The organism is Nostoc edaphicum CCNP1411, from assembly GCF_014023275.1.
GTDB classification, from domain to species: domain Bacteria; phylum Cyanobacteriota; class Cyanobacteriia; order Cyanobacteriales; family Nostocaceae; genus Nostoc; species Nostoc edaphicum_A.
On the sequence record NZ_CP054698.1, the window covers coordinates 3,733,605 to 3,757,892 of the forward strand.

The window sequence follows — 24,288 nt, forward strand, 5'->3', positions numbered from 1 at the left end:
TCTGCGTTCCTCTGCGTTTAAATCTTTCTTCCCTCATGGTTTCTACTACAGCTCATAGCGCCAATTTTAAGAACTATATCCTAGTCACCCTCGCCTACTGGGGTTTCACCCTTACCGATGGTGCCCTGCGAATGCTGGTGTTGCTATATTTCAACCAAATTGGCTATACCCCAATACAAATTGCCTTTCTGTTTTTGTTCTACGAAGTGTTTGGAGTTGTCACAAACTTTTTAGGCGGTTGGATTGGTTCTCAGTTCGGATTGAAGGTAACACTTTATAGCGGTATCGGATTACAGATTTTTTCTCTAGTCATGTTGTCATTCCTCAATCCAAATTGGGCACAGTGGATTGCAGTCGGTTATGTGATGGTGGCACAAGCATTTTCTGGGATTGCCAAAGACTTAACCAAGATGAGTTCTAAAAGTGCCATTCGGTTAGTGGTGCCTCAAGATGCCCAATCATCTTTGTTTAAATGGGTGGCGGTGCTGACGGGTTCTAAGAATGCACTCAAAGGAGTTGGCTTTTTTATTGGTAGCGCTCTTTTGGCTGCGGTTGGCTTCATCAATTCCCTGTGGATTATGGCAGGGGGACTTTCCCTGATTATGTTTTCTGGGCTGATGCTGCCCAAAGGAATGGGCAAAATCAAGAAGAAAATCAAGTTTAGCCAGCTGTTTTCTAAGAGCGAAGAGATTAATATTCTCTCGGCGGCTCGATTTTTTCTCTTTGGTTCTAGGGATGTATGGTTTGTTGTGGGATTGCCAGTATTCTTACGTGGAACCTTGGGCTGGTCATTTTATCAGGTTGGTGGATTCTTGGCTTGTTGGGTAATTGGTTATGGCGTTATTCAATTCTTAGCACCAACACTGATTCAGCGATTTGGTTCTGGTCGTCCCCCGCAATCAAAGACCATCCAGTTTTGGACATTTACTCTAACAGTAGTTCCAGCCGCGATCGCTCTGGCTCTCCAAATAGGTATTCCTGCAAATATTGCGATTGTTGGTGGACTCCTGGTTTTTGGTGTTGTGTTTGCCTTCAACTCAGCAGTTCACTCTTATTTAGTCTTGGCATTTACTGATGATGACAAGGTAGCGCTAAACGTTGGTTTTTACTACATGGCAAACTCAGGTGGTCGATTAGCTGGAACTGTTTTGTCAGGTTTGGTATACCAGTTTTTCGGGTTAGTGGGCTGTCTGTGGACATCCATGTTCTTTGTACTAGCAGCAGCATTAATTACTCTGAAGCTACCCGATCCTCAACCTAGTAAAGCAATTGCTTGGAAAGCGGGAGATGGGGATTAGGGAATGGGGCATTGGGCATTGGGCATTGGTGATTTCTCTTATCTTCCTCATTACCCTCATCTTCCTCATCTCTCCAAGAATATTTCAGGCTTATATCCATGAATACGAATTCGCAGCCGAATACAGCACAAGCAGGGAGTAATTTGAGTTTTTTTGAAAGATACCTTACTGTTTGGGTGTTTCTCTGCATTTTGGCGGGAATTGGACTAGGAAGATTATTTCCAGGGGTGGCGGTGACGCTGGATGCATTGAGTGTTTATCAAGTGTCAATTCCCATTGCAGTTTGTCTGTTTTTCATGATGTATCCCATCATGGTGAAAATTGACTTCACCCAAGCTGCAAATGCTATCCGCGCTCCAAAACCTGTAATTCTCACTTTGGTTGTCAACTGGTTAATTAAACCATTCACGATGGTGGTATTTTCTCAGTTTTTCTTAGGTTGGTTATTTCGCCCGCTAATTACAGGCACAGAATTAATTCGTGGTGACGAAGTTGCGATCGCTAATTCTTACATTGCAGGTACGATTTTACTGGGAATTGCTCCTTGTACTGCGATGGTGCTGCTGTGGGGTTATCTTTCCTATGGCAATCAGGGACATACTTTGGTGATGGTGGCGGTTAATTCTCTGACAATGTTGTTTTTGTATGCACCTTTAGGTAGGTGGTTACTGGCGGCAAATGATTTAACAGTGCCGTGGCAAACGATTGTGTTGTCGGTGCTAATTTATGTCGGATTGCCTTTAATCGCAGGAATGTACAGCCGTTATTGGATTTTCCAAAACAAAGGTAAAGAATGGTTTGAACGGAGATTTTTAAAGTATCTCAGTCCAATTGCCATTACTGCCTTGCTGATGACTTTGGTTTTGCTATTTGCTTTTAAAGGTGAATTGATTGTTAGCAATCCCTTGCACATCTTATTAATTGCCGTGCCACTATTCATCCAAACTAATTTTATTTTCTTGATTAGTTATGTGGCAGCGTTGAAGCTGAATATATCTTATGAGGATGCCGCACCCGCAGCATTAATTGGAGCTAGTAATCACTTTGAAGTGGCGATCGCAACTTCTGTAATGCTGTTTGGCTTAAATTCTGGTGCTGCACTTGCTACAGTGGTAGGTGTTTTAATCGAAGTGCCAGTAATGTTGATGCTGGTTGAAGTTTGTAAGCGAACGGCATATTGGTTCCCACGGGAGCCAGAAAAGGCAACATTGCGAGATCCAAGGTGTCATTGGTAATTCGTAATGACGCTCGTGGACTCGCTACCGCTACGCTAACGTAATTTCTAATTACGAATCAATATTGACATATATCGATATTTTGAAAATCCTACAAGGAGCAAAATTATGGCAGTTCTGAAAACTCATGTGGCTTTGAATGTTACTGACGTTGAAAAGTCTGTAGCATTTTATCGGGCAATGTTTGGTGTGGAACCTGTGAAGTATAAGGATGACTATGCCAAATTTGATCTTTCTAGCCCAGCGCTAAATCTCACACTGAATTTAGCTCCTAGCATCCAGGCTGGTGGTGCATTGTCTCATTTGGGTGTACAAGTTGAAAGTACAGAAGAAGTACGAGAGGCTATACGAAGGTTTACGGAGTCAGGATTAGCATTATTTACCGAGGATAATACTGATTGTTGCTACGCTTTGCAAGACAAGGTTTGGGTAACAGATCCAGATGGGAACCGCTGGGAAATTTTTGTGGTGAAGGTGGGAGATACCGCGCCAGAAAAAAATTTGGTGACTACAGTTAATTCGACAGAGGTAGTCAAGGCTGTTAATAAGCCATGTTGTGGTTAGAGGAAACCTAATACCAATTCACAATTCGCAATTCGCAATGGGCTAACGCCCCGCTCCGCTAACGCAATTAAGTAAGTTGGCGCGAAAAAAACCAAGTATGTTACGAAACGTAAATAGGCTTAAAACCCTTACTAATGACCAATGACAAAGGACAAATGACAAATGACAGCCTTAGCCAGTTAGCTTTAATTGCGCCGACCTACTTAAGTTAGCGATCGCTCGAAGTAACTTAGCTGGCTCCACAGGCTTGGTGATATGCTGTCCAAATCCGGCGGCAATTGCTTGTTGATAATCAACCTCACCAGCATAAGCGGTTATGGCGATCGCAGGAATTTTCCCGCCAAGTTCTGGTGACATAGCTCTAATTTGACGCATCAGCATATAGCCGTCTACTTCCGGCATTCCAATGTCGCTTAACAGCAGATTTGGCTGGAACTGAGGCATAATTCGTAATGCTTCCATCGCAGATGCGGTCTGGATTACTACTGCGCCAGACTGCTCCAGAATGAAAGTAATTAACTCTCGTGTATCACGCTCATCATCCACCAGCAGAACTTTCAACCCATTTAGATCGGGTGAATCATCAAGTTGAGAAACAATCTGATGGCTATTTAGATGAATTTTGAGCAACGGTAGCATGACTGTAAAGGTTGCTCCCTGTTCTTCACCCAAACTTTCTGCCTTAACTGTGCCACCATGTAGCTCGACAATGTGACGAACAATAGCTAATCCTAATCCCAGTCCGCCAAATTTTCTGGTAGTTGCGCCATCAGCTTGTCGGAAGTAGTCAAAGACATAAGGTAAAAAGTCAGGGCTAATTCCTTTACCTGTATCACTGACTCGCAGCTGAACCTGAGAACCAACAGACTCTAAACTGATTTCTACCTCTCCACCTTGGGGTGTAAATTTAATAGCATTGGAAAGTAAATTCCAGATAACTTGCTGCAAACGACTGGAATCACCTGTTACTAAGAATTTTGAGTCGCCACTTTGGTGCGCTTCCAGCGCAACTTGAATTTGAGATTTGAGATTGTCAGGTTGCTTGATAAAATCGATAGATTCTAAATTTCTGTGAGAATTTTCTAATTCAAAATCGTTCGACTGAGCGTAGCCGAAGTCTAAAATTGTAAATTGCAAATTGATCGATTTGGCTTCAGCGGCTAGACGCACGGTTTCTATGGCTGAAGCGATCGCAGTTGCCAGATTTACAGGAGCAATATTCAGACTAAGTTTACCTTGCAGAATGCGAGAGACATCCAGCAAATCTTCAATTAATTGGGTTTGCAACTTGGCATTGCGCTCAATGGTTTCGAGAGCGCGAGTAGTTGTTGCTTCATCATACTTTTTGGTTTGCAGTAACTTCGACCATCCTAAGATCGGGTTTAGCGGCGTGCGAAGTTCGTGAGAAAGAACCGCCAAAAATTCATCTTTGATCCGATTAGCTTGGATCAATTCTTCTTTCCTTCGCTGTAACGAAGCCATTAACTGAGCGCGTTCCAGAGCAACCGCTACCTGATCGGAGGTTGCTTGTAATAGAGTAATTTCTCCAGAAGTAAAGTGAGTACGGGTGCGACTGGCAAAAGAGAGAACACCGAGCAGCTTTCCTTGAGCAATTAATGGTTGCCCTGCGTAGGCTGTGATTTCTAAAGCACGGAGAATGTGGGCATTTGGAACGGTAGAGTGTAACACATCGTTAATAACAATTGGATGGCGTTCTTGTGCCACCACTCCGCACATGCCTTGATTAAATTCCAGATATTCAATTGTTTGAAATACTTCATCAGTGATGCCATTCCAAGCTACTAACCGAAGTTTTTGCTTATTTTCGTGTGTATCGATTAGATAGTGGAAGTAAAAGTGCAAATCCATCTGCGCCGAGAGTTTGCTAAACAAGCTGTTCATTAAATCCAAGGGGCGCTCATTTGAAAGCAAATCGCTAGTTGTTTCCGAGAGCAGTTTGAGTCTTTCACTGCGCTCTTGTAAAGCTTGTTCTGCAAGTTGACGTTCCCGAAGGGCGCGTTCGCGTTCGGTGATGTCAATTGCAACCCCTCCTACTAGGCGTTGCCCAGATGCATTGGCAATGGGAAACTTATAGACTAAAAATTCACCGAGAGTGCCATCTGTGCGTGGGGCAGACTCAATCGTTTGAACAACCTGATTCGTCTCGGCAACCATTCTAATGTTATCGAGGAGAGGTTGAGCGATTTGGGCTGGGTATAGCTCAAAAATATTTTTATGAATCGCCTTATTTACTGCTAAGTCAAATGTGCTCAAATAAGTTGGACTGAGGTAAACTACACGCCCGTCTACATTCGTAATCCATGCTGCGGCTGGAATATTGTCCATAAAAGCTTGGAATTGCTCTTGACTCTGACTCAGTGCTTTTTTAGCTTGTTTAAGATCACTAATATCCAGAATAAATGCGACTGATTTTTGTCGAGATTCTCCTAAAAGAGAGTAACCAACTACAACTGGGACAATAGAACCATCCTTGCGAATAAATTCCTTCTCATAAGGAGTACAGGTTCCCTTTGCTGTTGCCTCGGTAATAGCCAGTTCATCTAAATATTGGTACTCAGATGGCATGATATCAGTCCACCGTAATCTACCTGCTTGGATATCCTCCTGGGTATAGCCGACAATTCGCAAAAACTCATCATTGGCTTCGGTGATACTACCATTCACATCACCAAAAAGAATACCAACTACATTTGCTTTCACAAAACTCCGAAGCCGCTCCTCACTTTCTTGGACTGCCTTCTCTGCCTGCTTGCGTTCGCTAATATCTGTAGTGCTGCCAACTAAGCGTAGTGGGTTGCCGTCAGCATCTCGCTGCACTATTATCCCTTGATCTAACACATAGATGTATTGATTGTTTTTATTGCGAATTCGATACTCGGCAGTATAGCGATCGCTATTTGCCAAAGCAACTCCCGCCTCATCTTCTACACGTTGCAAATCCTCTGGATGCACAAGCTCGCGCCACCAATTACCATTTGCTTCAGCTTCAGCGAGAGAATAGCCCAAAATTCGAGTTAATCCCTCAGTTCTTTCAACGGTATCCTCTTCTATATTCCAGTCATAAATGAGACAGTTTACCGCAGATGCTGCTAACTCAAACCGCTCGTTAGCTAACCTCAGTCGCTCCTCCTTCTCCCGCAAAGTTTGTTCTACTTGTTTGCGTTCACGTAGTGCAGCTTGCTGTTCGCTCAAATCAACAACGAAGCCAATAACCGTTTCTTTAGCATCTCCCACGAGGACAGAACCGAGCAAAACGGGAACTCTTGTCCCATCTTTGCAGATATACTCCTTCTCAAAGGGTTTACATACTCCGGTGGTTTTCAGTTCTTCCACTGAACGCTCACTTAAAAGAAGATACTCTGGTGGGGTAATATCGCGCCAGTTCATTCGGTTAGCGGATAAATCTTCTCGCCTATAGCCGAGCATTTTCAGAAAAGCATCATTGGCTGCCATGATGGAGCCGTTCTTCATATCAGTGACAATTACTCCAATGATGTTGGATTCTGCCAGTCGGCTAAACCGCATCTCGCTATTTTGCAACAACTTTAGGCTTGTCTCTGCCTTGCGTCTAGCAGTTCGCAACTCTGAAGAAAGAGCGGTAATTAAGAAGGATACTAGTGAAAACGTTGTTAATCTTACCAAAACGTTTTGGCTGAAGAAATCGAAGGAGTAGACTGGCTCAATCAAAAAATATAGCGCAGTTGTCACCGAAAGAGCGATCGCTAACACTCCAAGTCTCATGCCGCCATACCAAGCACTGACTGCCACCGCAGCATAAAATAATGTAAATACGCTCGGATCAAAAACTGGCAACAGCAGTTTTGTCAACAGCAACGCCGCTATGACTGCCACAATCATCACACCACAAGCTATGAACCGAGAACGCATCATCAAAATTTTTTCGGGTACTTTCACCATCATCTTAAGAGTCCTCCCGTTGCTCCGCTTTTGAGAGATACTCTTTCACTAGTGTTTTACCTGGTTTGCCCATTTTCTGTAACATTTCTTCAATCAGCTTTAGTGCCATCTGTGAAGGCACTGTAGATCCGTTCTCCCAGCGATTGATTGTTCGCAGAGAAACTCCTAACTTGGCTGCAAACTTTTCCTGAGAGAGATCGAGTTGCTGCCGAAGTTCACGGATTATATCTGAAATTTTTAGTGGCTTTCCTAGTTCCATACTAGGAAGATTAAGACAGATGTCTCGCCATTTGTCTCCAGCTTGAGGAAGAATTTAAATAGTCATTAGTTATTATCGATTTCATCTTTTGGCGAAATACCAATATTCATTTATCAATGTTCACTGATTATTGTTTACTGCAAAACCTATCTATAAAATAAATATTAAATTTCTCTGATATGTAACGCCACAATAGTATTCTTTAAGGCGATTTAATGATATTAGCCATCACACACCGCCAAAAATTTATGGATGGTGTGTTGCATTCTCGTGCTTCATACTCAACTTAATTTTTCATATATAAAAGATATCTATATATAAGTTTTGCTTAATATTTTCCATTGATAAATTTTTCAATTGGTAATTTTGGCAACCAAATCTGAAACGGGTTTCCAAGTCTGTAGTTAATTTTACTTCTATGGTAAGATGCCAATGGCAAAATTATATAGCTATGATGCACTTTTAATAAAAATTTTGCCTGATTTTTAACCGTTTTGATTAATCAACATCCCGAAACACTCCTAAACACTCAACTGGAAAATTTACCAGGTGAAGGTTATGTATTTAACTGGTTTGACTGGTTTTGTCTTTGGTATCCTCCAGGTTGGCTAATTTTATTCAACCGCCATTGGCAGCACTATCACACCGACCCAGATGGTTGGAATTGGCTAGAATATGGATTATTTTTAATTCCTGGCGGATTTTATCTAGCGTTGCTGAGTCGCTGGTTGCGTCTGGGTTTTCGTTCACCCCGAAAAGAAGTTGGTGAATTTGATCCCAAATATCAACAAGCTTTTCGCCAGGAAGTTCTTGGCCCCATCGTTAAATCATATTTTCGGGGAGAATTGCAACAAGTTGAAAACTTGCCGTCAACAGGGCCATTGATTGTGGCAATGAATCACGCGGGGATGTGTTTTCCTTGGGACTTTTTGACCTTGGGTTATTTATTAAGTGAAACCAGAGGATGGGTGGTACAACCTGTAGCAAGTCCAGCATTATTTGAGCATCCTTGGGTGATTTGGTGGCTACCACCTAAATGGTCGCAGGTTTTAGGTGGTGTGCGAGCCGAATTAGATAATTTTGAGGCAGCAATCGCTCAAGGTAAAATTCTCTTATATGCACCCGAAGGTATCCGCGGCCCTCTGAAAGGTTGGAGAAGACGCTATCAACTAGAAAAATTTGATGTGAGTTTTATTCAGTTGAGCGATCGCTATCATATTCCCATTCTCCCAGTAGTTTGCATCGGTAGTGAATCTCTACATCTTTGGGCTGTTAATTTCACCAAATTGCAACGACTAGTCAAATTACCATTCTTGCCTTTTTCACCTTTGATGCTAGTCTTACTCCTATTTCCCTCAATGGGAATTTGGGCAATGAGAACTCGTCTGCGTTACTTTATTCAGTCTTTAGAACCAGCAAGATTGGATAACAACTCAAACAAAGGGCGTGCAGTAGCCTATCAACAGGCGCAACAATTACGAGAAAAACTGCAACTTCAAATTCATCAGTTTTTGGGTAAATCTTAATACTACAACCTGAAATTCAAGAATAATTTGAGTATTTTTGCAGCAGCTACGTTATAGCCATTTTCAATCCGGTGAGGTACAAGTGTGCAAATAGATCTAATCCCCTAATCCCCTTCCCGAAGGCGGCAAGGGGGAACAGTTCAAAGCCTCTCTCCTTTTAGGAGAGAGGTCAAAATCGTACTTCACTAAATCGAGAACCGCTATACCAATGTCGTGTAGTAAGTAACTACAGCTTATCCATTGGTTACAAAAATAGAAGCCATTGTTACAAATGCTTGAACCTTAGTAACAATAGTTTGTTTATTTCTAGCAAATGCTTATACCTTTGTTAGAAATGCTTAAACAAAGCTTATCAATATAGAAGTATTTCCAGCAAATGCTTATACCTTTGTTAGAAATGCTTAAACAAAGCTTATCAATATAGAAGCATTTCCAGCAAATGATTATACCTTTGTTAGAAATGCTTAAGCAAAGCTTATCAATATAGAAGTATTTCCAGCAAATGTTTATACCTTTGTTAGAAATGCTTAAGCAAAGCTTATCAATATAAAGTCATAATTTACATAAAAAAGAATGGAAATCAAACAGATTTGCGTTATCGGGGCTGGAATCAGCGGACTGGTGACAGCTAAAACTTTTATCGAAGAAGGCTATGACGTTACTGTATTCGAGAAACAAAAAGGACTTGGTGTGTTTGGGAAAAGTCTCGAACTTACCCAGGATTAACTACTCAGAATACAGGTGACACCTATAGTTTTTCAGATTATCCCATGCCTGCATCCTACCCAGAGTAGCTGCGGCTTGTTGCCCGAACAACCGATGAATCAGGCTAACTGTGGCATCAGCATAGCTCCTCCAGATTTTTTTAAGTACATACACTCTGGTAAAATTCAGGCAATAAAAACCAGCATCACCAAGTTTATCCCTGATGGTGTGGAATTAGCCAATGGTCAGCAATTGCACGCAGATATAGTAATTTTTGGAACAGGATTTCGCCAAGAACTTCCATTTCTCGAAGAAGAATATCGGCGACAGGTAATCGATGAAGATGGTAATTTTAACCTTTATCGTTATCTGATTCATCCTAATATTCCACAGATGGGTTTTGTTGGCTATAACAGCAGTTTTTACAGTCAGTTGACATCAGAAGTTGGTGCTTGGTGGCTGCTAGAGTATGTCAAAGGCAACTTGTTGTTATTGCCTTCGCCGCCAGCAATATATCAAGAAATAGCAGCAGATATCTATTGGATGAAAACTCGATAAAATAACGTTGTAGCAAGGGCGACATGCATAACCTCGGTTATACTGATCAACTTATGGAAGATATCGGTGCGAATAATCAGCTTGGTGTCTGGAAGGGAATTTCACAAATTATGATGCCTGTGGATTTATCTCTCTACAACAAATTTCGACAGGAATTAAAATCGCAAAGACTGAGAAATATTAATGATTCTCCTAACCAATTAACCAAATTATTGTGAGTCGAAAGCAGGCGGTTAAACTGACTCCACTGAGGAAGCACCGAAACGATAGCCTTTGCCATAGACTGTGTGAATCAGCGTAGTTTCTCTACCTACCTCAATCTTGCGGCGCAACAGGCGAATTAATGCCGCTATCACATTACTACTAGGTTGTTCTTCCTCTTGCCACAAATTTTGCATAATCTGGGCATGAGTTAGTAGCTGTCCCGTGTGTTCCATAAAGTATTGCAACAACTGGCTTTCTTTTTGCGATAGCTCAATTATCCGTCCCTGACGATAGGCTACTTGATTTTCACAATCAAGTTCTAAATCAGCGACAGTTAAACGTCCAGTGGTGGTTTCATAGGTTTGAGAACCGGAACGACGCAATAAAGCACGAACTCTCGCTAGTAACTCCCGCAGTTCAAAAGGTTTAACTAAATAGTCGTCAGCACCAGCATCTAAACCTTCTACTCGGTCATCCAAAGTATCCTTGGCTGTGAGAAACAGCACGGGAGTAGTTTTGCCTTGGCGTCGCAATTCCTGACAAATCTCTAACCCCGTTTTTCCTGGCAGCATCCAATCTAAAATCAGTAGGTCATAATTACCTGCTTGTGCGTGTTCACTGCCACTTGTGCCATCGTAAGCGGCATCAACAGCGTAACCCTCACGAGTTAATAAGCGACTCAAGGGTTCAGTTAGTTCAATTTCATCATCAACTAATAAAATTCTCATGCTGCTTGTGGTAAGCATATAGAGATATTCTCAATATTATTCAACTGTCGAGACGCTAAGGATACCAATAAAAAGAATGCTGACTGTTGCATTGCCAAAAGGGGAACTACTTAAAAATAGCATCCGCCTGCTACAAGCTGTGGGATTAGATTTTAGTGCTTTTTTAGATTCAGGAACTCGCCAACTTCAAATTCCTGACACTAAGGGAGTTGCAAAAGCTTTGTTGGTGCGGGCGCAGGATGTGCCGGTTTATGTAGAATATGGTCAAGCACAACTGGGTATTGTCGGTTACGATGTATTGCGGGAAAAGCAGCCGCAAGTTGCCCACTTGGTAGATTTACAGTTTGGGCATTGTCGGATGTCGGTGGCGGTAAAAGCATCAAGTTCTTACCGATCGCCTTTAGATTTACCACCGCATGGTAGAGTTGCTTCCAAGTATGTAAATTGCGCTCGTGAATATTTCCACAGTCTGGATTTACCTGTGGAAATAGTGCCGTTGTATGGTTCAGTGGAATTAGGCCCAATTACTGGAATGTCAGAAGCGATCGTGGATTTAGTTTCCACAGGTCGAACTTTGCGCGAAAATGGACTAATTGAAGTTGCTACTCTCTATGAAAGCACGGCCCGGTTAATTGCTCATCCTTTGAGTTACCGCCTGAACACGGGTAATCTGAGTGATGTGATTGCCAAGCTGCGAGAAGCCGTTTTGGTAAGTGTTTAATACCAATCTGTAATTCGTAATATTCCTTAGAGAAATCGGGAATATTGTTGTACTGACTTGCATAGGGGTGCAGCTATGTGCCCCTAAATTGTCTTGCATCCGTTGCGTAGCAGCTTTCCGTATAAATAAAAAGATTAAATTTTTTCTTTAACCCCTCAGCATAGAATCAAAGCGTCAGTGATTGCCGCAACTCCTCATCATCCCTTTACATAATTTTAGTCATATCAATATAAACCTTGTAACACTTACCAAAAAATGGATAGAGCACTTACGTAACAATACGAAGCCTAAAAATGTTCATTTTTAACAAAATACTCACAGCAAGGGTTCTATATTTTTATTTGCAAAAAGAAATAAAAAAAGATTACGCCTCTACTTTTCCTAGTCGGGGTTGAATCTGCATTCCCAAGCAAAATCTGGGAACTAGCCTAAAACGAAAAGCATGAAGAGTTAATAAAATCATGAAAAATTTATCTAACAAATTATCTATAATTTTCCGAGGAAGTATCTGTCTATTAGGTTTAGTGAGTGCAGGAAATTTTTTAGCAGCGCCAGCAAATGCACAACAAGCCACTGCTCGTGGTGCTGTTAGTCTGATTAGACCTTCTGGTACTTTTCTGAGCGTCAGTGGGGAGTTAATTTTACCTTCCGGCTCATCCCTTGATAACGGCATAACAATTACACCGACCTATGGAGGCATACCAGGTGGAAATAATGAGACTATCACTAGTCTGACTATAACCCCAGGATTACTTCAAACTAATACACCCTCTAGCCCAAACTCATTGATTGATCCAGTAACAAGTTCGCTAAATAATAGTGTTTCAATTGAAGATATAACAACTATAATCCGAGCTGGATCTGGTGTTAATAGCTCAGGTGCTTTAGATTAGCCTGATTTGTATATTGAGCACTGCTTACTGATGCCGAAAAATTCGATTTTAAAGCTTGTAGCAGTGCTTACCCTACATTTATTACATATATTAATTTTATCAAAATCGGTAACCACCTTGAATTTGTAAATCAAATCCATTTTCGCCTGTACCAATTTTAGATTCTAAAAAAACATTATTATCGGTAAAGTTATATCTAAAAATAGCTCCGTAGTTTAAGCCAGACAATCTGCTATTTAAACCCAAATTCCTTGTAGTATAATTTTTAATATAAGCACCAACAGATAAATTGGTACTAACTTTTTGTAAACCCTGTAACTCATAGAAAAGGTTTTTCCCTAACTCTAGATTTGTGTTAATATTCAAACCCGTGCTAGTACTAAGTTCACCACTAAATAGTCCTAGCAACTCACCATTACTATTTTCTTCAACAAAAGCGATAGCGGGGGCTAAAGAAAAGCTTAGATTTCTTTCTTGATGATTAAAGTAATAGCTGAGAACAGTAGAAAAAGGATTATTGCGATTCGATGCACTATTCCAGTCAATTTTTAATGATGGTACGTGAGTATTAATAGCTACAGGTTTTTTATTTGAGTTTAACTGGACATTAGTTTTAATATAGTTAACTAGAACATTAGCATATATGCCCACAGATGGTTCTGCTAAACCTAAATTATTATTAGAAACTCCAGGCGCTGAGTTGGCATTTATATTAAACCAAGTTCCCAAGCTAGCACTATAGTTTAAATTACCAGTAGAGCCTGCTGCTAATAATTCGACTGAAGGTAAAGATAGATAACCATTAAAGCTGTTAAAATTTATACCTATAAGATCAACTCTGGTGAGTTCAAAATAATCGAATGCTAAATCAAATGTCCTGACTGGAATCGGTACTATAGTGTTATCTTCAGAACTAAATTTTTGTACAAATTGTCTCCCTTGGGAGTTAGTTAAAACAACTTCAGCAGCAGTAGATTCATTAATAGGATTAATATCAGTATTAGTCAGAGGAATTTGATTTCCTATGAAAGTTAGAGGGCCAAATCTTTCATTAGAAAGTCTGAGGGTTGAAAAGAATGTATCACCTGGATCTAAAAGTTCAATATCTCTTTGTAAAAATTGGACTGCACGCTTGTGATTTCCTGTTCTTATTTGCAAGATACTAGAGTCATTGGGAGTAATTTTACTCTGAAGTGTCAAATTTCCAGATACCTGTTCTAGACTAGTCGCTCCATTAGAATAGGCTAAAGTCCGATTAATTCTGTTGTTAATTTGTCTTCTTTGATCTGGTGTAGACTTTGTATTTAAGGGAACAAAACCTTCACCGTTTTTAAAGCTTTGTCGCGCTTCTGCTAAACTTTCGTTAATATTATCTATTTTAATGAATTCAAATATTCCACCCAATGCCAATCCTAAAGTAGAATTAGCTGTTTGTATCCCATCTATACTGAATTCGCTGAAATTAGCTGTGATAGATATTCCTGGACTAGAAAAGATATTAGAATAAGTAGCACTAATTTTTTCTGGATCATATTGAATAATACTTCGGTTATGAGGGTAACTAACATATAGTCTGTGCCAATTAGAAGTTTTTTGTGTCTCAGATAACACTTCAAATATGGGATCTCTTTTGCCGAAAGATACCCAAGATAAAGAATTTAAATAAGACAAATCTCTCTCAAGTGGTGTCAAGAAAGGATTAACTGCTATATTCAATAAATCAAAATTATCAAATTTGTCTCTTTGGGTAATCTTAATACCTGGTAATGAAGAGACGGGAGCAGTAAAGCCAAAACCTTCGCCTGTCAAAATATTACCCCATAAAATACCAGTTGCTTCTAGAACAGAATCAGGAATAATTTCGCCTAGTTGGAGTCTAACATTCCCCCCATCTAGTAAAGGCTTTAAATTCGTAGTAGGAAAAGCTTGGATAATTTGAGGTGTATTAGTAGCATCTAATAAGTCAAATAAAGCTCCGCCACCGTCATTACTCAAGGTGGAACCACTACCAATAATTGGTGTAATATTTTCTAGAACTGTGACATTCGGATCTTCAGGATTGATTCCACTATTAATTATCACTCTACCAGCAGGTATTCCTTCAGGATTAACTAGTTCTCCTGCTATAGAAACTATAGAAAAATCATTAATTTCAGCTTCACCGATTAATTCATCAAAATTAACAGGTAGACTAGTAAGATATTGTAATCCCCAAAATCCTTGAGTTGACGTCATATTTTGGGTACTGTAAGTTTCAGTAGCTCTACCTTGTGCAAGAATACCTACTTGTGTACCTTTAGTCTCAATTACTAATCTATTGTTATCGAGAACCCAGTAAAACTGGTCTTCTTTGGGAAATTTAGCATAGGTAAATTTATCAATAAACTGATTGTCTCCAGAAAATCTAATATTTAAATCTGTATCTATATAATTTTCGTCTTCGTTTGGTTTAAATAACTGAGGTTTAAAAGTAAGGTTATCTGTAGGATTAACAATCCACGGATACCTATTAGCACTAATTGTTAGAGCATCAATAATTATTTTTTTCTGATTTGCTTGTTGTTGCTTTTTAGCTTGACGTAGCTTTTCTATTAGTATTTGTTGTGTTGTTGTATAAGGTTTTTGTTCATTTGAAGTTGACGGTTTAATTGTATCCGGTTGAGTTTCTTCTTCTTGCTCAGGTGGCTTGGGAGGCTCTATTTTATATTCTTCAATTGGGATAACGTCAGCTACGGTAAAGCTGCGTAACTTTTTGGCTTTTTGTAATCGATAGTTAGCATCTTTTAAAGTTTTTTTTAACAGCGTTTGGCTTAGTAAATTATCTGTTGCATTCGACTCTAATGAACTTTCGTCAATAACATCTACATTATTTTCTGCTTTCAAAGTAACACTATTCTGCTCGTTATATTCTAAGGCAAACGCAGAAAACTGAACTAGTATTACTTTGAACAAAATTGTTGAAGACAAAAAGCACGTCACAATTACTTTTAGATTTTTTTTAAATCTCATTAGTGAGATTATTAGAATTCTTCGAGTTGAAATTTTAGAGGTTTCCACAATAGAATATGCTCTTTGGTAAATTCAAAAATCAAATTTAATTCAAACAATAAAAGTTGGCTAATAGTTATTTAAATTATCAAAATAAATTACTCAAGATAAAAATTAAGTCATGGCTTAATTTTCCAAGCTTGGATGTTTTTGTTGTTTTAGTGGAATGTATTCAACGATCGTTTCACTTACTTCGATATAGATAACCAAAGAAGAACGATTTTTTATCCTGGCTGTAAAGAATAAAATAGGATTAAGCAGATTTACTGCAACAAGAGTGTAATTCTTGAGCAAAAATTAAACCTCAGCAAAATCACCACAGCTAAAAAAGTGAGCTAATTTTTAACCGTATAAACACGTAATGTGAAGATATTCAGTCAAAAAAGTGGATGAAAAATATGTTTCAGGCTACTCGCCGCCGCCTTGCAATTTGGTACACTGCTGTCACTGCTGTATTACTACTACTGTTTGCCAGTGGCGTTTATTTATACGTCCGCAGTACACTGATTGAGCGAATTGATGACACTCTTAACCATGTAGTGGAAATAGTGGAGCGTTGTATCACAACCAGTCGTTGTGCGTCTACGCTCATATTTGAGCCAATTAATACTGATGCAGAGAAAGTTCGCATTAATGTAGAAGCTAGTTTTCGTGACAATACCGATGCTGTAGAAGATGACCACATCGACCTAGAATGGTTTAGTCCGAATGGTAAATTAGTTTGGTCAACGCTATCCGAACCCCTAAATATTCCTATTCATGCCAACCGGACTGGTGAAACTGTGCGCGTAGTCAAGGGAGAGAAAGAAAAAAGTGAAGTTAATAAACTTCCCACTCTTAACTCCCTACTCTCCACTCCTAACTCCCCACTCTTATTGCGGCAAATCACCCAACGGGTAGAAGTGGGACGGCAAGTATTAGGATATCTGCGTGTTAGTCATCCCTGGTTTGAAGTTACTAAACCTAGTCGCCAGTTAATTTTTGATTTGGCGTTAGGTATTGGGTTAATGGTGGTTTCTGTAGGTGCAAGTGGCTGGTTTCTTTCGGGGAAAGCGATGGAACCTGTAGGTGAATCTTACCAACGCCTCAAACAATTTACTGCTGATGCTTCACATGAACTTAGAAGTCCCATTACTTTGATTCAAACTAATGTGCAAGTTGCCCTTGCTGACTTAGATTTAGCAGAGATAGAAGAGACTACTTCTTTGCAGTATCGGCAACAGTTAAAGGTGGTGGAACGCTTAACGAAGCGTTTGGGTAAGTTAGTCAATGACTTACTCTTCCTAGCACGGCAAGATAGTGGTATTAGCAAAGATACTTTTTCACCTTGTCCGCTGGACGCTTTGCTGATGGAGGTGGTTGAAGAACAACAATTGTTAGTCCCGGAAAAAGAAATCGCCCTTTCTCTAAACTTAATTGACCCTCCCGCCTCCGAAATTAGCCCGGAATTACTGGAAAATTGGTTTACCCTTGTGGGTAATTGGGATCAACTGGTGCGGCTGTTCACAAATTTAATTGCTAACGCCTTGCATTACACTCCAGCAGGTGGACAGGTGAAAGTGGAATTGGCGCGGATGGAGGGAATAAATCGCGTTTCTGGACTACGTTATACTAATGCTCAGTTGCAAGTTAAAGTCAAGGATACCGGAGTTGGAATTCCAGCGGAAGCACTACCACGCTTGTTTGACCGCTTTTATCGGGTAGATCCGGCACGGACTCATAGGACTGGGAATACAGCTACAGCCAGCGCTACTGGTTCAGGATTGGGATTAGCGATCGCTCAAGCTATTGTCGAACATCATCAGGGTCATATTCAAGTTGAAAGTACCCAAGGCATTGGCACTACGTTTACTATCACTTTACCAATAACTCTTGAGTCTTAATTTGTTCAGAAATTTCTGTTTCCTGTGATAGATGTAGAAAAGTAAATAAATTTACTACTGTACATAACAACAGTTGCAATATTTAGCCATTTTTTAATTGCCACAGTTTGATATTTCTACTCCTAATTCTTTGCTGGAGTAGTTATATATGCTGCTATTTTATTTTGGCAAATATGCATCTATGAATAATACTTTGGGGGTTTAAATGGCAACTTCTTCCAGCGATATAAAAGAAAAAGATATACCATTTTTGGAAAAAGTCAAGGCTCAAAGTGGTTTGCCAGACATTTACGATGCTAGGGACATCACCGAAGTAGTATTTCGGGTGATGCGCGACCTGATGACTACAGAAGCAGCGGATCGAGTTGAAGGTGAACTGCAAAAACCGGCCGAAATAACCGATGATAAATCTCTGCAAATGGATATTGCAGACCTATGGCACGATACAAATCCAATTGTCGGATTTTTAAGTCGGGTGCGTCCACCTTGGCAAGGCCCCGGCATCTTTAAAATTAATAGCGATCGCTTCTTATTTCGGGTAGCAAATGAAGGTGGAATGCCACCAAATGTAGAACGCGAACAGGTAGTTAAAGCTGTGTTTTCTGCTACTAAAGACGAATTATCGCCAGAACGAATTCAGGAAATCGCTAGCTGGCTACCTGATAAAGTTCGTCAGCTCTGGGAAGAAGCTTAAATAATTCGTAATTCGTAATTCGTAATTCGTAATTAAGTTTTGTGGCGGTGATTTAGACCCACGGTAGTCGGTTAAATCTCTTAAACTATTCTACCCAAGATTCTTGGGTAATGAGTTATGAATTATTTTAAATTTATAACTCATTAATTTTTTGGTTATAGCGGTTCTCGTTTGTATGCAATACATTTTGACCTTCTCTCCAACGCTATAAGTGAAGGATCTGGGGGTTAGGTCTGTATTCTATGCAATTGAGAACCGCTATATTTTTGAGATTTATCACTAATGATTTAGCTTTTCAAGCCTTGGGAATGAAATAGTTATGTCTAATTTTAGATTATTTTCTAGTCTCTGGTTAGATACAAAAAAGAAAGTTAGTTGGTATTATTGTATGTGTGCATCGAAAGTTTAAACCATATTGAATGTACTGTTTTAAATTTTTAAATAAAGAAAACTTAACTTTTTCCAGGAGTCAATAATGAATATGCAATTTCAAAAGTTTCGCAAGTCGGCTGAGTTATTTGGCGTTATTTGTGGAGGATTACTGATTAGTCTGCCAGCAATTCCTCAAGCAATAGCACAAGAATCTACTCCCAAAATTAACCCTTGTCCTAGAATTTTCTACGAAGAACCACACAACACTCGCGTTGTAGTCCCACAAGGTTGTCCTCCCAACGCTCTAACACAAAGACTAGCTGCTCAAGGGCTTCTTCCCGTCCCTGCTACCACATCACAAGATCAAACAAGATTGGGTGTCGGTGGTGAAGCTCCAGAATCAGGTGTTATGTTACCAGGTCAAGCCCCCGGAGTTCAAACTCAACAACCCGCGGTTCCCAATGACCAACCAGCAGCACAACAACCACGGCAAGCCCCTAGCGCGACGATCGCACTAGCAAATGGTACAGTTAATATCAGGTTGGTAAATGATACTGCTGCTAATGTAACTTTCCAAGTGATTGGCGATACAGCACCGCGATCGCTACAAGGTAAGTCAGATGTAATATTGCAAGGTCTAAGCGCACCAGTAACAGTGACATTTGAACGAGAAGATGGCGGACAGTTGATAGTTACTCCCCAACCTTCCTCAGAGCCAGGAAGCCTAGAAGTGACATTTAACGAAGCTACTAATGCAGTGCAGGGTAGAAGTGCTATGAGAATTGAAGCCAACGGTTCAGTGTACTTGAATTAATCAAGGAGTGAGGAGTTAGAAGTTACTAACTCCTACTTGCGTTGAAGCATTTTAGTTAGCTGATCTAGCAATTGCACTTCTTGTTTGCTATCTTCCAATGTCCGCGCCAGTATAATCGCCCTTTCGTAAAAATTGCGGGCAGTTACGAAATTACCTTGTTGCTTGTATAACTGAGCGTAAGATTCAAAAGATTTTAATTCTTCTCGCAAATTTCGCAATTCCTTAGCGAGTGCCAAACGTTGCTCTAGTAAGTCAAAGGCGCGTTCATAGCGTCCGACAGCAGTGTGAGACTTAACTAAACCATCAATTGCTCGTAATTCATTGGTGCGATCGCGGTTAGTTTTAGCTATCCGCATTGCTGCTCCATAAGTCGCAATGGTATCCTGATAATTTCCAGATGCTAGGTAAGCATCTCCTAAATTATTCAAGGTATTTGCTTCTCCGACAGCATCGCCTGTCTGGCGGCGGAAAATTAAAGCATTTTCGTAAAGTTTAATCGCTTTGTTGTAATCTCCCAACCTAGCAGTTACCAAACCCAAATTACTCAAAGACAGTCCTTCACCTTCAATATTTTTGACATTGTGAGCAATTGCGAGTGCGTCTTCCACAGTTTTACCAGCAGCAGCAAATTCTCCTTGTTGCAGCAGAAATGTACTGATATTATTTAGCACAAAAATTTGACTTTGAAAATCTTTAGTATCACGAGCGATCGCTAATCCTCGTCTTAAAGCATCTTCTGCTTCTTTTAAACTACCTAGCTGGACATAAGCCTTAGCAAGCAAATTGTAAGTCAGACCTTGTGCTTTCAGGTCGCCAATTGAATGATATAGTTCTAGTGCCCGCAAGGAAGACGCAATTGTTTTATCCGCATATCCTGAAGCATATTGTTGTTCACCGATACGCAGCAAACCGTCTGCTTCATTTCGTGATTGTCGTCCAACGGAACTATTTAAAGGGCGGTGGAGTTGTTGCGTAATATCAACCGCACCCGCCGCGATCGGACTCAATAAAAAAGTAAACAGTAAAAAGCTGTGTAAAAGTACCTGGGGACGAGAAATCGCACCTACACAAATTAAGACTACCTTTTGTCTGGGAAATACAAGCCGTTGTTTCATAAAAATTACCCGTAAAGTTGCGGGTTTAAGTAGAAGGTCTAAGAAGAAGTTTTAAGTTTTAAATTGAAGACAAACAATATACGTATTTACACTTGAGTTACGACTGATCTAAATCTTCCCCAAAGTATATGGCGCGGATATCTGCGGGTAATTTGTCCTCTAGCATACGATAGCCTTCCTGGAGAAAATTGGCTACCTCATTAGGAGCGATCGCTTCTCCTTCGGCTTGTAAATAAGCAGCAATTCTAGTTTCGCTCCAGTGGAAAGTTTGAGACATTAACACGATTAATCGCAAAACTGGTGGTAGTTGGTCTAACGCCTGTTGTACATAGCACCATAGTGGTGGCGAAGTCGCTTGGAGAGAATAATGAATTGCTTCTGTAGGTGGGAGTTTAATCTCGTTAATACAGAAAGCTGTCATATTAATTAACCAATTTTGCATGGTTAAAGCTTCTTCGCCTGATTCAGAGTCGGTTAAATTTAGTCCACCGAGTTCATAGTAGATATGTCGCCAAGTGAGGGCAAACAGATAATCTGCCTGCACAGGCGATCGCGCCGAATGCCGAATTAAGGTATAAACTATAGGGCTATAGCGGCAAAAAATCACCGTAAAATACTTTCCGGCATCTGGATAGCGCTGAAACAGAGTCAGTAATTCATGGTCACTGTGATGGAACAGCGATTTCACCAGCGGGTGATTAGCTTCCGTAAAATGAGGAATTTGCATAAGCCTTGCGATTGATAGTTGTTAAAATAGTTTTGGGAATTGCACTCCCGTAGTTAATCGCATAATATCTTGGTGTTGCTCAGTTTGTAGATGAGACTCAGACTACTTGAGTATTGATAAACTAGAAACAAGGACTTAATTTTAGTCTTAATCGACAATCATAAAATCAACTCCCTTATAGAATCCTTATTTGTTCATGGTTATAGCAGTTAGTGTGGTATCGTTCCTAGTCAGTCCCCTTACATTAGGCTCCTTTCTGCCTTCTCTGCCCTTAGATAGCCTATTCTCCACCCAAGGCATTATGGTAATGCTGCTAGCAGCTTATGCTGGTGCTATGTGGATGTTTCTCACCAGTGCCCCAAAAGTACACACTGTAATGGTGTCAGATTTGGAGATTGCTCGACAATTGTATGAAGGGCTGCTAGATTTGCCAGCAGCTGAGGTGCCATTGCACTACTACTACAACTACGAACAAACTATCGGCGCAACTGGCATTGATCCACTATATATGTCTACTGGGCCGAGCTTGTCTAGCAAAATGATGAACAATGCCAATGATGGGCTGTGGTATCAATTAAAGAAAAACACCCAGCTACACGTCATTACTGGTGCGAGTTTAGGTACTAAAAATCAGCAACGCCACGTTTGTTTTGACCATGACTGCCTAGAAATGATTTTAATGCGAGTTGAAATGCGCGGTTTGAAATTGAAGATTCGCAACCATAAGCCCCTAAATTTTTTGGTCAAGGACTATGAAGGGCGAGTTATTGAGGTAGCTGAGGTAGCGAATTAGTCGTTAGTTACAGCAGAATTCAGAATTCAAGAGTCAGAATTCAGAATGGACTACGCCCTCCTGCACTAACAGAAATATAATAGGCTTTGAGACTTAGCTTGGGTGGGGCGTAGCTTGCCGTCGTAGGCATCGCTCCACCCAACCTTTTTGGATTTTCCACTCAGGCTAAAATAGGTAAATCCCCTCACAGAGATGATTTATGAACCAGCCGATATCCGAGAGAGTGCGCTGGACTACCGCCGACTTAGAATTGTTTCCAGATAACGGGAATCGCTATGAAATTATTGACGGAGACTTGTTTGTGACCAGAGCGCCTCACTGGAATCATCAAAAAGCCTGTGTCAGAATTATGACTCCATTGGATACCTGGTCACAAGCTACTTCTTTGGGACAAGTCGTACCTGCCCCAGGAATAATTTTTGGCGATAATGATAATGTAATTCCCGATGTCGTCTGGGCTAGCAATGAGAGATTGCCCCTACTTTTAGACGAGGCGGGGCATTTGACTGGTGCGCCAGAACTGGTTGTAGAGGTGTTATCTGCTGGTAGTGAAAATGAAAAGCGGGACAGAGAACTAAAACTTAAGCTCTACTCATCACGAGGTGTCAGAGAATATTGGATTGTAGATTGGCGTAAGCAACAGGTAGAAGTATATCGGCGCGAACAAGCGAGTTTAAAGTTAGTTGCTACATTATTCAGTGGTGATGAATTGACTTCACCCATATTGCCTGATTTTACTTGTGCGATCGCTCAATTATTCACCTAACACAAATTACGAATTGCGAATTACGAATTACGAATTACGAATTAGTTAACTGTGCTGTAAAAACTCAACTTTGGGCAATAACGGATCAGTCACAACACCCACACCGCTAAAACCCCAACGTTTGAGCAAGTTTCCTAACTGTGTACGCGCAATAGATTCCACAGCAAAGCGATTTGCGACTTCTGCTGCATGGGTATTGAGATAGCTTAGGGCATCAAAGTTTTCCTGAAATAGCAATAAGTAACCTGATTTTTCGGCATCAGGACGAGCAATGAGATAATTACCGTCAGTTTTTGAACGCACCAAGTAATAGACTTCGGAAAGCATGGAGATTCGGATTTTCAGTCAACGCTATCACAATTGTAGAAAACGCTTTGGATTACTTTATCACTTAATTGTTGGGATTTATAATTATGACCTTCACAAAGCTAGTTAACCTGAAGTTTTTTAGGCTTACAACTGTAACACATTTTTGCAAGAGGTTTAATGAAGCGATCGCTAACCTTAGCAAATAAATGAAAAAACTAGAGGAATATCGCACAGCTTTACTTTCCGAATATCCCTCATTGCTCCAACATCAACAATGTTAAATATCTACCAAATTATCCAAATTTACCACTGACGTAATCTCTGGTATCTTCCTGCTGAGGATTGTTGAAAATATTCTCTGTATGGTTGTATTCGACAAGATATCCCATTTTACTGCCGCTTTCTGTCGCCTGAGCATTGAAAAAGGCTGTCATATCCGACACCCGCGCGGCTTGTTGCATATTGTGGGTGACGATAATAATGGTATATTGCGACTTCAGTTCTTGGAGTAATTCTTCAACCCGCAAAGTTGAAATTGGATCAAGAGCGGAGCAAGGTTCATCCATTAACAAAACTTCTGGCTGAATTGCGAGAGCGCGAGCAATGCACAAGCGCTGCTGTTGACCACCAGATATAGATAGACCACTCTGCTTTAGTTTATGTTTAACTTCATCCCATAATGCAGCTTGCCGCAAACTCCGTTCTACCAATTCATCCATATCACCTTTATAACCATTAATCCTGGCTCCAAAGGCGATATTTTCATAAATTGACTTGGGAAAGGGGTTAGGCTTCTGAAAAACCATACCAACCCGACGGCGTAATTCTACCGTGTCAATTCTTTTGTCATAAATATCGGTTTCACCGAAGGTAATTCTTCCTTCAATATGTGCGCCAGGAATCAAGTCATTCAAACGGTTAAAACATCTTAGTACAGTACTTTTACCACATCCAGAAGGGCCAATAAAAGCTGTAATTTTGTTTTTGCCGATGTTTAGGTTAACATCACGAACTGCTTTGAAATTACCATAGAAAACAGATAATTGCTCGGCTTGTAAAATGCTCTCGGAAGTAGCGGTTCTTGAACTTGATACCATACAAAAATTTCAGATAAATCCTGAAAATCTACATTTATAA

General features: G+C 40.4%; 22 protein-coding genes. 14 read left to right on the forward strand and 8 right to left on the reverse strand.

All coding sequences use genetic code 11. The annotated features are described in order from the left end of the window. The first annotated feature begins 35 nt into the window (after positions 1-35). From arsJ to HUN01_RS18300, 3 genes are all read left to right on the forward strand, one after another. Entirely contained in the window at positions 36-1,298 is a 1,263-nt protein-coding gene (gene arsJ, locus HUN01_RS18290; RefSeq protein ID WP_181932442.1) for an organoarsenical effux MFS transporter ArsJ, read from the forward strand. Positions 1,299-1,396: 98 nt separating this feature from the next. Then, positions 1,397-2,533 carry an ACR3 family arsenite efflux transporter gene (gene arsB, locus HUN01_RS18295; protein ID WP_181932443.1) on the forward strand — a complete coding sequence of 379 codons (1,137 nt, stop codon included), beginning with the start codon at positions 1,397-1,399 and terminating at the stop codon, positions 2,531-2,533. A gap of 108 nt (positions 2,534-2,641) precedes the next feature. Continuing rightward, positions 2,642-3,097, forward strand: a complete 456-nt coding sequence (locus tag HUN01_RS18300; protein WP_181932444.1) for an ArsI/CadI family heavy metal resistance metalloenzyme — start codon at positions 2,642-2,644, stop codon at positions 3,095-3,097. 171 nt (positions 3,098-3,268) lie between these two features. Here HUN01_RS18300 and HUN01_RS18305 read toward each other — a convergent pair whose 3' ends face one another. Both HUN01_RS18305 and HUN01_RS18310 read right to left on the reverse strand, forming a co-directional pair. Then, positions 3,269-7,039, reverse strand: coding sequence for a PAS domain S-box protein (locus tag HUN01_RS18305; RefSeq protein ID WP_181932445.1), 3,771 nt, complete (start codon positions 7,037-7,039; stop codon positions 3,269-3,271). Position 7,040: 1 nt separating this feature from the next. Beyond that, complete coding sequence (locus tag HUN01_RS18310) at positions 7,041-7,295, reverse strand: helix-turn-helix domain-containing protein (RefSeq protein WP_181932446.1); 255 nt, start codon at positions 7,293-7,295, stop codon at positions 7,041-7,043. 494 nt (positions 7,296-7,789) lie between these two features. On the opposite strand from HUN01_RS18310, the gene HUN01_RS18315 reads away from it, so the two are divergent. The 4 genes from HUN01_RS18315 to HUN01_RS35460 all read left to right on the forward strand — a co-directional run bounded on the left by HUN01_RS18315 (position 7,790) and on the right by HUN01_RS35460 (position 10,302). After that, positions 7,790-8,821, forward strand: a complete 1,032-nt coding sequence (locus HUN01_RS18315) for a 1-acyl-sn-glycerol-3-phosphate acyltransferase (protein WP_181932447.1) — start codon at positions 7,790-7,792, stop codon at positions 8,819-8,821. Between the two features lie 573 nt (positions 8,822-9,394). After that, positions 9,395-9,547, forward strand: a complete 153-nt coding sequence (locus HUN01_RS35450) for an FAD-dependent oxidoreductase (protein ID WP_238846317.1) — start codon at positions 9,395-9,397, stop codon at positions 9,545-9,547. Between the two features lie 15 nt (positions 9,548-9,562). Further along, positions 9,563-10,084: an NAD(P)/FAD-dependent oxidoreductase gene (locus HUN01_RS35455; RefSeq protein WP_238846319.1), complete on the forward strand. Its 522-nt coding sequence runs from the start codon at positions 9,563-9,565 to the stop codon at positions 10,082-10,084. 23 nt (positions 10,085-10,107) lie between these two features. Further along, positions 10,108-10,302 carry a hypothetical protein gene (locus tag HUN01_RS35460; protein ID WP_238846328.1) on the forward strand — a complete coding sequence of 65 codons (195 nt, stop codon included), beginning with the start codon at positions 10,108-10,110 and terminating at the stop codon, positions 10,300-10,302. Positions 10,303-10,317: 15 nt separating this feature from the next. On the opposite strand, the gene rppA is transcribed toward HUN01_RS35460, so the two are convergent. Continuing rightward, positions 10,318-11,016 (reverse strand): two-component system response regulator RppA, encoded by a 699-nt coding sequence (gene rppA, locus HUN01_RS18325; protein WP_181932731.1) that lies wholly within the window; start codon positions 11,014-11,016, stop codon positions 10,318-10,320. 76 nt (positions 11,017-11,092) lie between these two features. Here rppA and hisG point away from each other — a divergent pair, with 76 nt between their 5' ends. Both hisG and HUN01_RS18335 read left to right on the forward strand, forming a co-directional pair. Beyond that, entirely contained in the window at positions 11,093-11,737 is a 645-nt protein-coding gene (hisG, locus tag HUN01_RS18330) for an ATP phosphoribosyltransferase (RefSeq protein ID WP_181932448.1), read from the forward strand. Between the two features lie 461 nt (positions 11,738-12,198). After that, a complete protein-coding gene (locus HUN01_RS18335) occupies positions 12,199-12,630 on the forward strand; it encodes a hypothetical protein (RefSeq protein WP_181932449.1) in 432 nt (143 codons plus the stop codon). 99 nt (positions 12,631-12,729) lie between these two features. Here the strand turns inward: HUN01_RS18335 and HUN01_RS18340 are convergent, their stop codons facing one another. Beyond that, complete coding sequence (locus tag HUN01_RS18340) at positions 12,730-15,639, reverse strand: hypothetical protein (protein ID WP_181932450.1); 2,910 nt, start codon at positions 15,637-15,639, stop codon at positions 12,730-12,732. A 437-nt stretch (positions 15,640-16,076) separates the two neighbouring features. Here HUN01_RS18340 and HUN01_RS18345 point away from each other — a divergent pair, with 437 nt between their 5' ends. The 3 genes from HUN01_RS18345 (at position 16,077) to HUN01_RS18355 (ending at position 19,441) form a co-directional block, all read left to right on the forward strand. Then, positions 16,077-17,561: a sensor histidine kinase gene (locus HUN01_RS18345; protein ID WP_181932451.1), complete on the forward strand. Its 1,485-nt coding sequence runs from the start codon at positions 16,077-16,079 to the stop codon at positions 17,559-17,561. A gap of 205 nt (positions 17,562-17,766) precedes the next feature. Then, positions 17,767-18,255 (forward strand): DUF2267 domain-containing protein, encoded by a 489-nt coding sequence (locus HUN01_RS18350; protein ID WP_181932452.1) that lies wholly within the window; start codon positions 17,767-17,769, stop codon positions 18,253-18,255. 475 nt (positions 18,256-18,730) lie between these two features. Further along, positions 18,731-19,441, forward strand: coding sequence for a hypothetical protein (locus HUN01_RS18355; RefSeq protein ID WP_181932453.1), 711 nt, complete (start codon positions 18,731-18,733; stop codon positions 19,439-19,441). A 32-nt stretch (positions 19,442-19,473) separates the two neighbouring features. On the opposite strand, the gene HUN01_RS18360 is transcribed toward HUN01_RS18355, so the two are convergent. Both HUN01_RS18360 and HUN01_RS18365 read right to left on the reverse strand, forming a co-directional pair. Next, positions 19,474-20,556: a tetratricopeptide repeat protein gene (locus HUN01_RS18360; protein WP_181932454.1), complete on the reverse strand. Its 1,083-nt coding sequence runs from the start codon at positions 20,554-20,556 to the stop codon at positions 19,474-19,476. Between the two features lie 97 nt (positions 20,557-20,653). Beyond that, a complete protein-coding gene (locus HUN01_RS18365; RefSeq protein WP_181932455.1) occupies positions 20,654-21,283 on the reverse strand; it encodes an RNA polymerase sigma factor sigma-70 region 4 domain-containing protein in 630 nt (209 codons plus the stop codon). Between the two features lie 196 nt (positions 21,284-21,479). Between HUN01_RS18365 and HUN01_RS18370 the strand changes: the two genes are divergently transcribed. Beyond that, positions 21,480-22,076 carry a glyoxalase-like domain protein gene (locus HUN01_RS18370; protein ID WP_181932456.1) on the forward strand — a complete coding sequence of 199 codons (597 nt, stop codon included), beginning with the start codon at positions 21,480-21,482 and terminating at the stop codon, positions 22,074-22,076. A gap of 199 nt (positions 22,077-22,275) precedes the next feature. After that, positions 22,276-22,842: a Uma2 family endonuclease gene (locus tag HUN01_RS18375; protein ID WP_181932457.1), complete on the forward strand. Its 567-nt coding sequence runs from the start codon at positions 22,276-22,278 to the stop codon at positions 22,840-22,842. Positions 22,843-22,887: 45 nt separating this feature from the next. Here HUN01_RS18375 and HUN01_RS18380 read toward each other — a convergent pair whose 3' ends face one another. Together HUN01_RS18380 and pstB are read right to left on the reverse strand one after the other, a co-directional pair. Further along, complete coding sequence (locus tag HUN01_RS18380) at positions 22,888-23,169, reverse strand: hypothetical protein (RefSeq protein ID WP_069071101.1); 282 nt, start codon at positions 23,167-23,169, stop codon at positions 22,888-22,890. 275 nt (positions 23,170-23,444) lie between these two features. Then, a complete protein-coding gene (gene pstB / locus HUN01_RS18385; RefSeq protein WP_181932458.1) occupies positions 23,445-24,248 on the reverse strand; it encodes a phosphate ABC transporter ATP-binding protein PstB in 804 nt (267 codons plus the stop codon). Positions 24,249-24,288 lie beyond the last annotated feature (40 nt).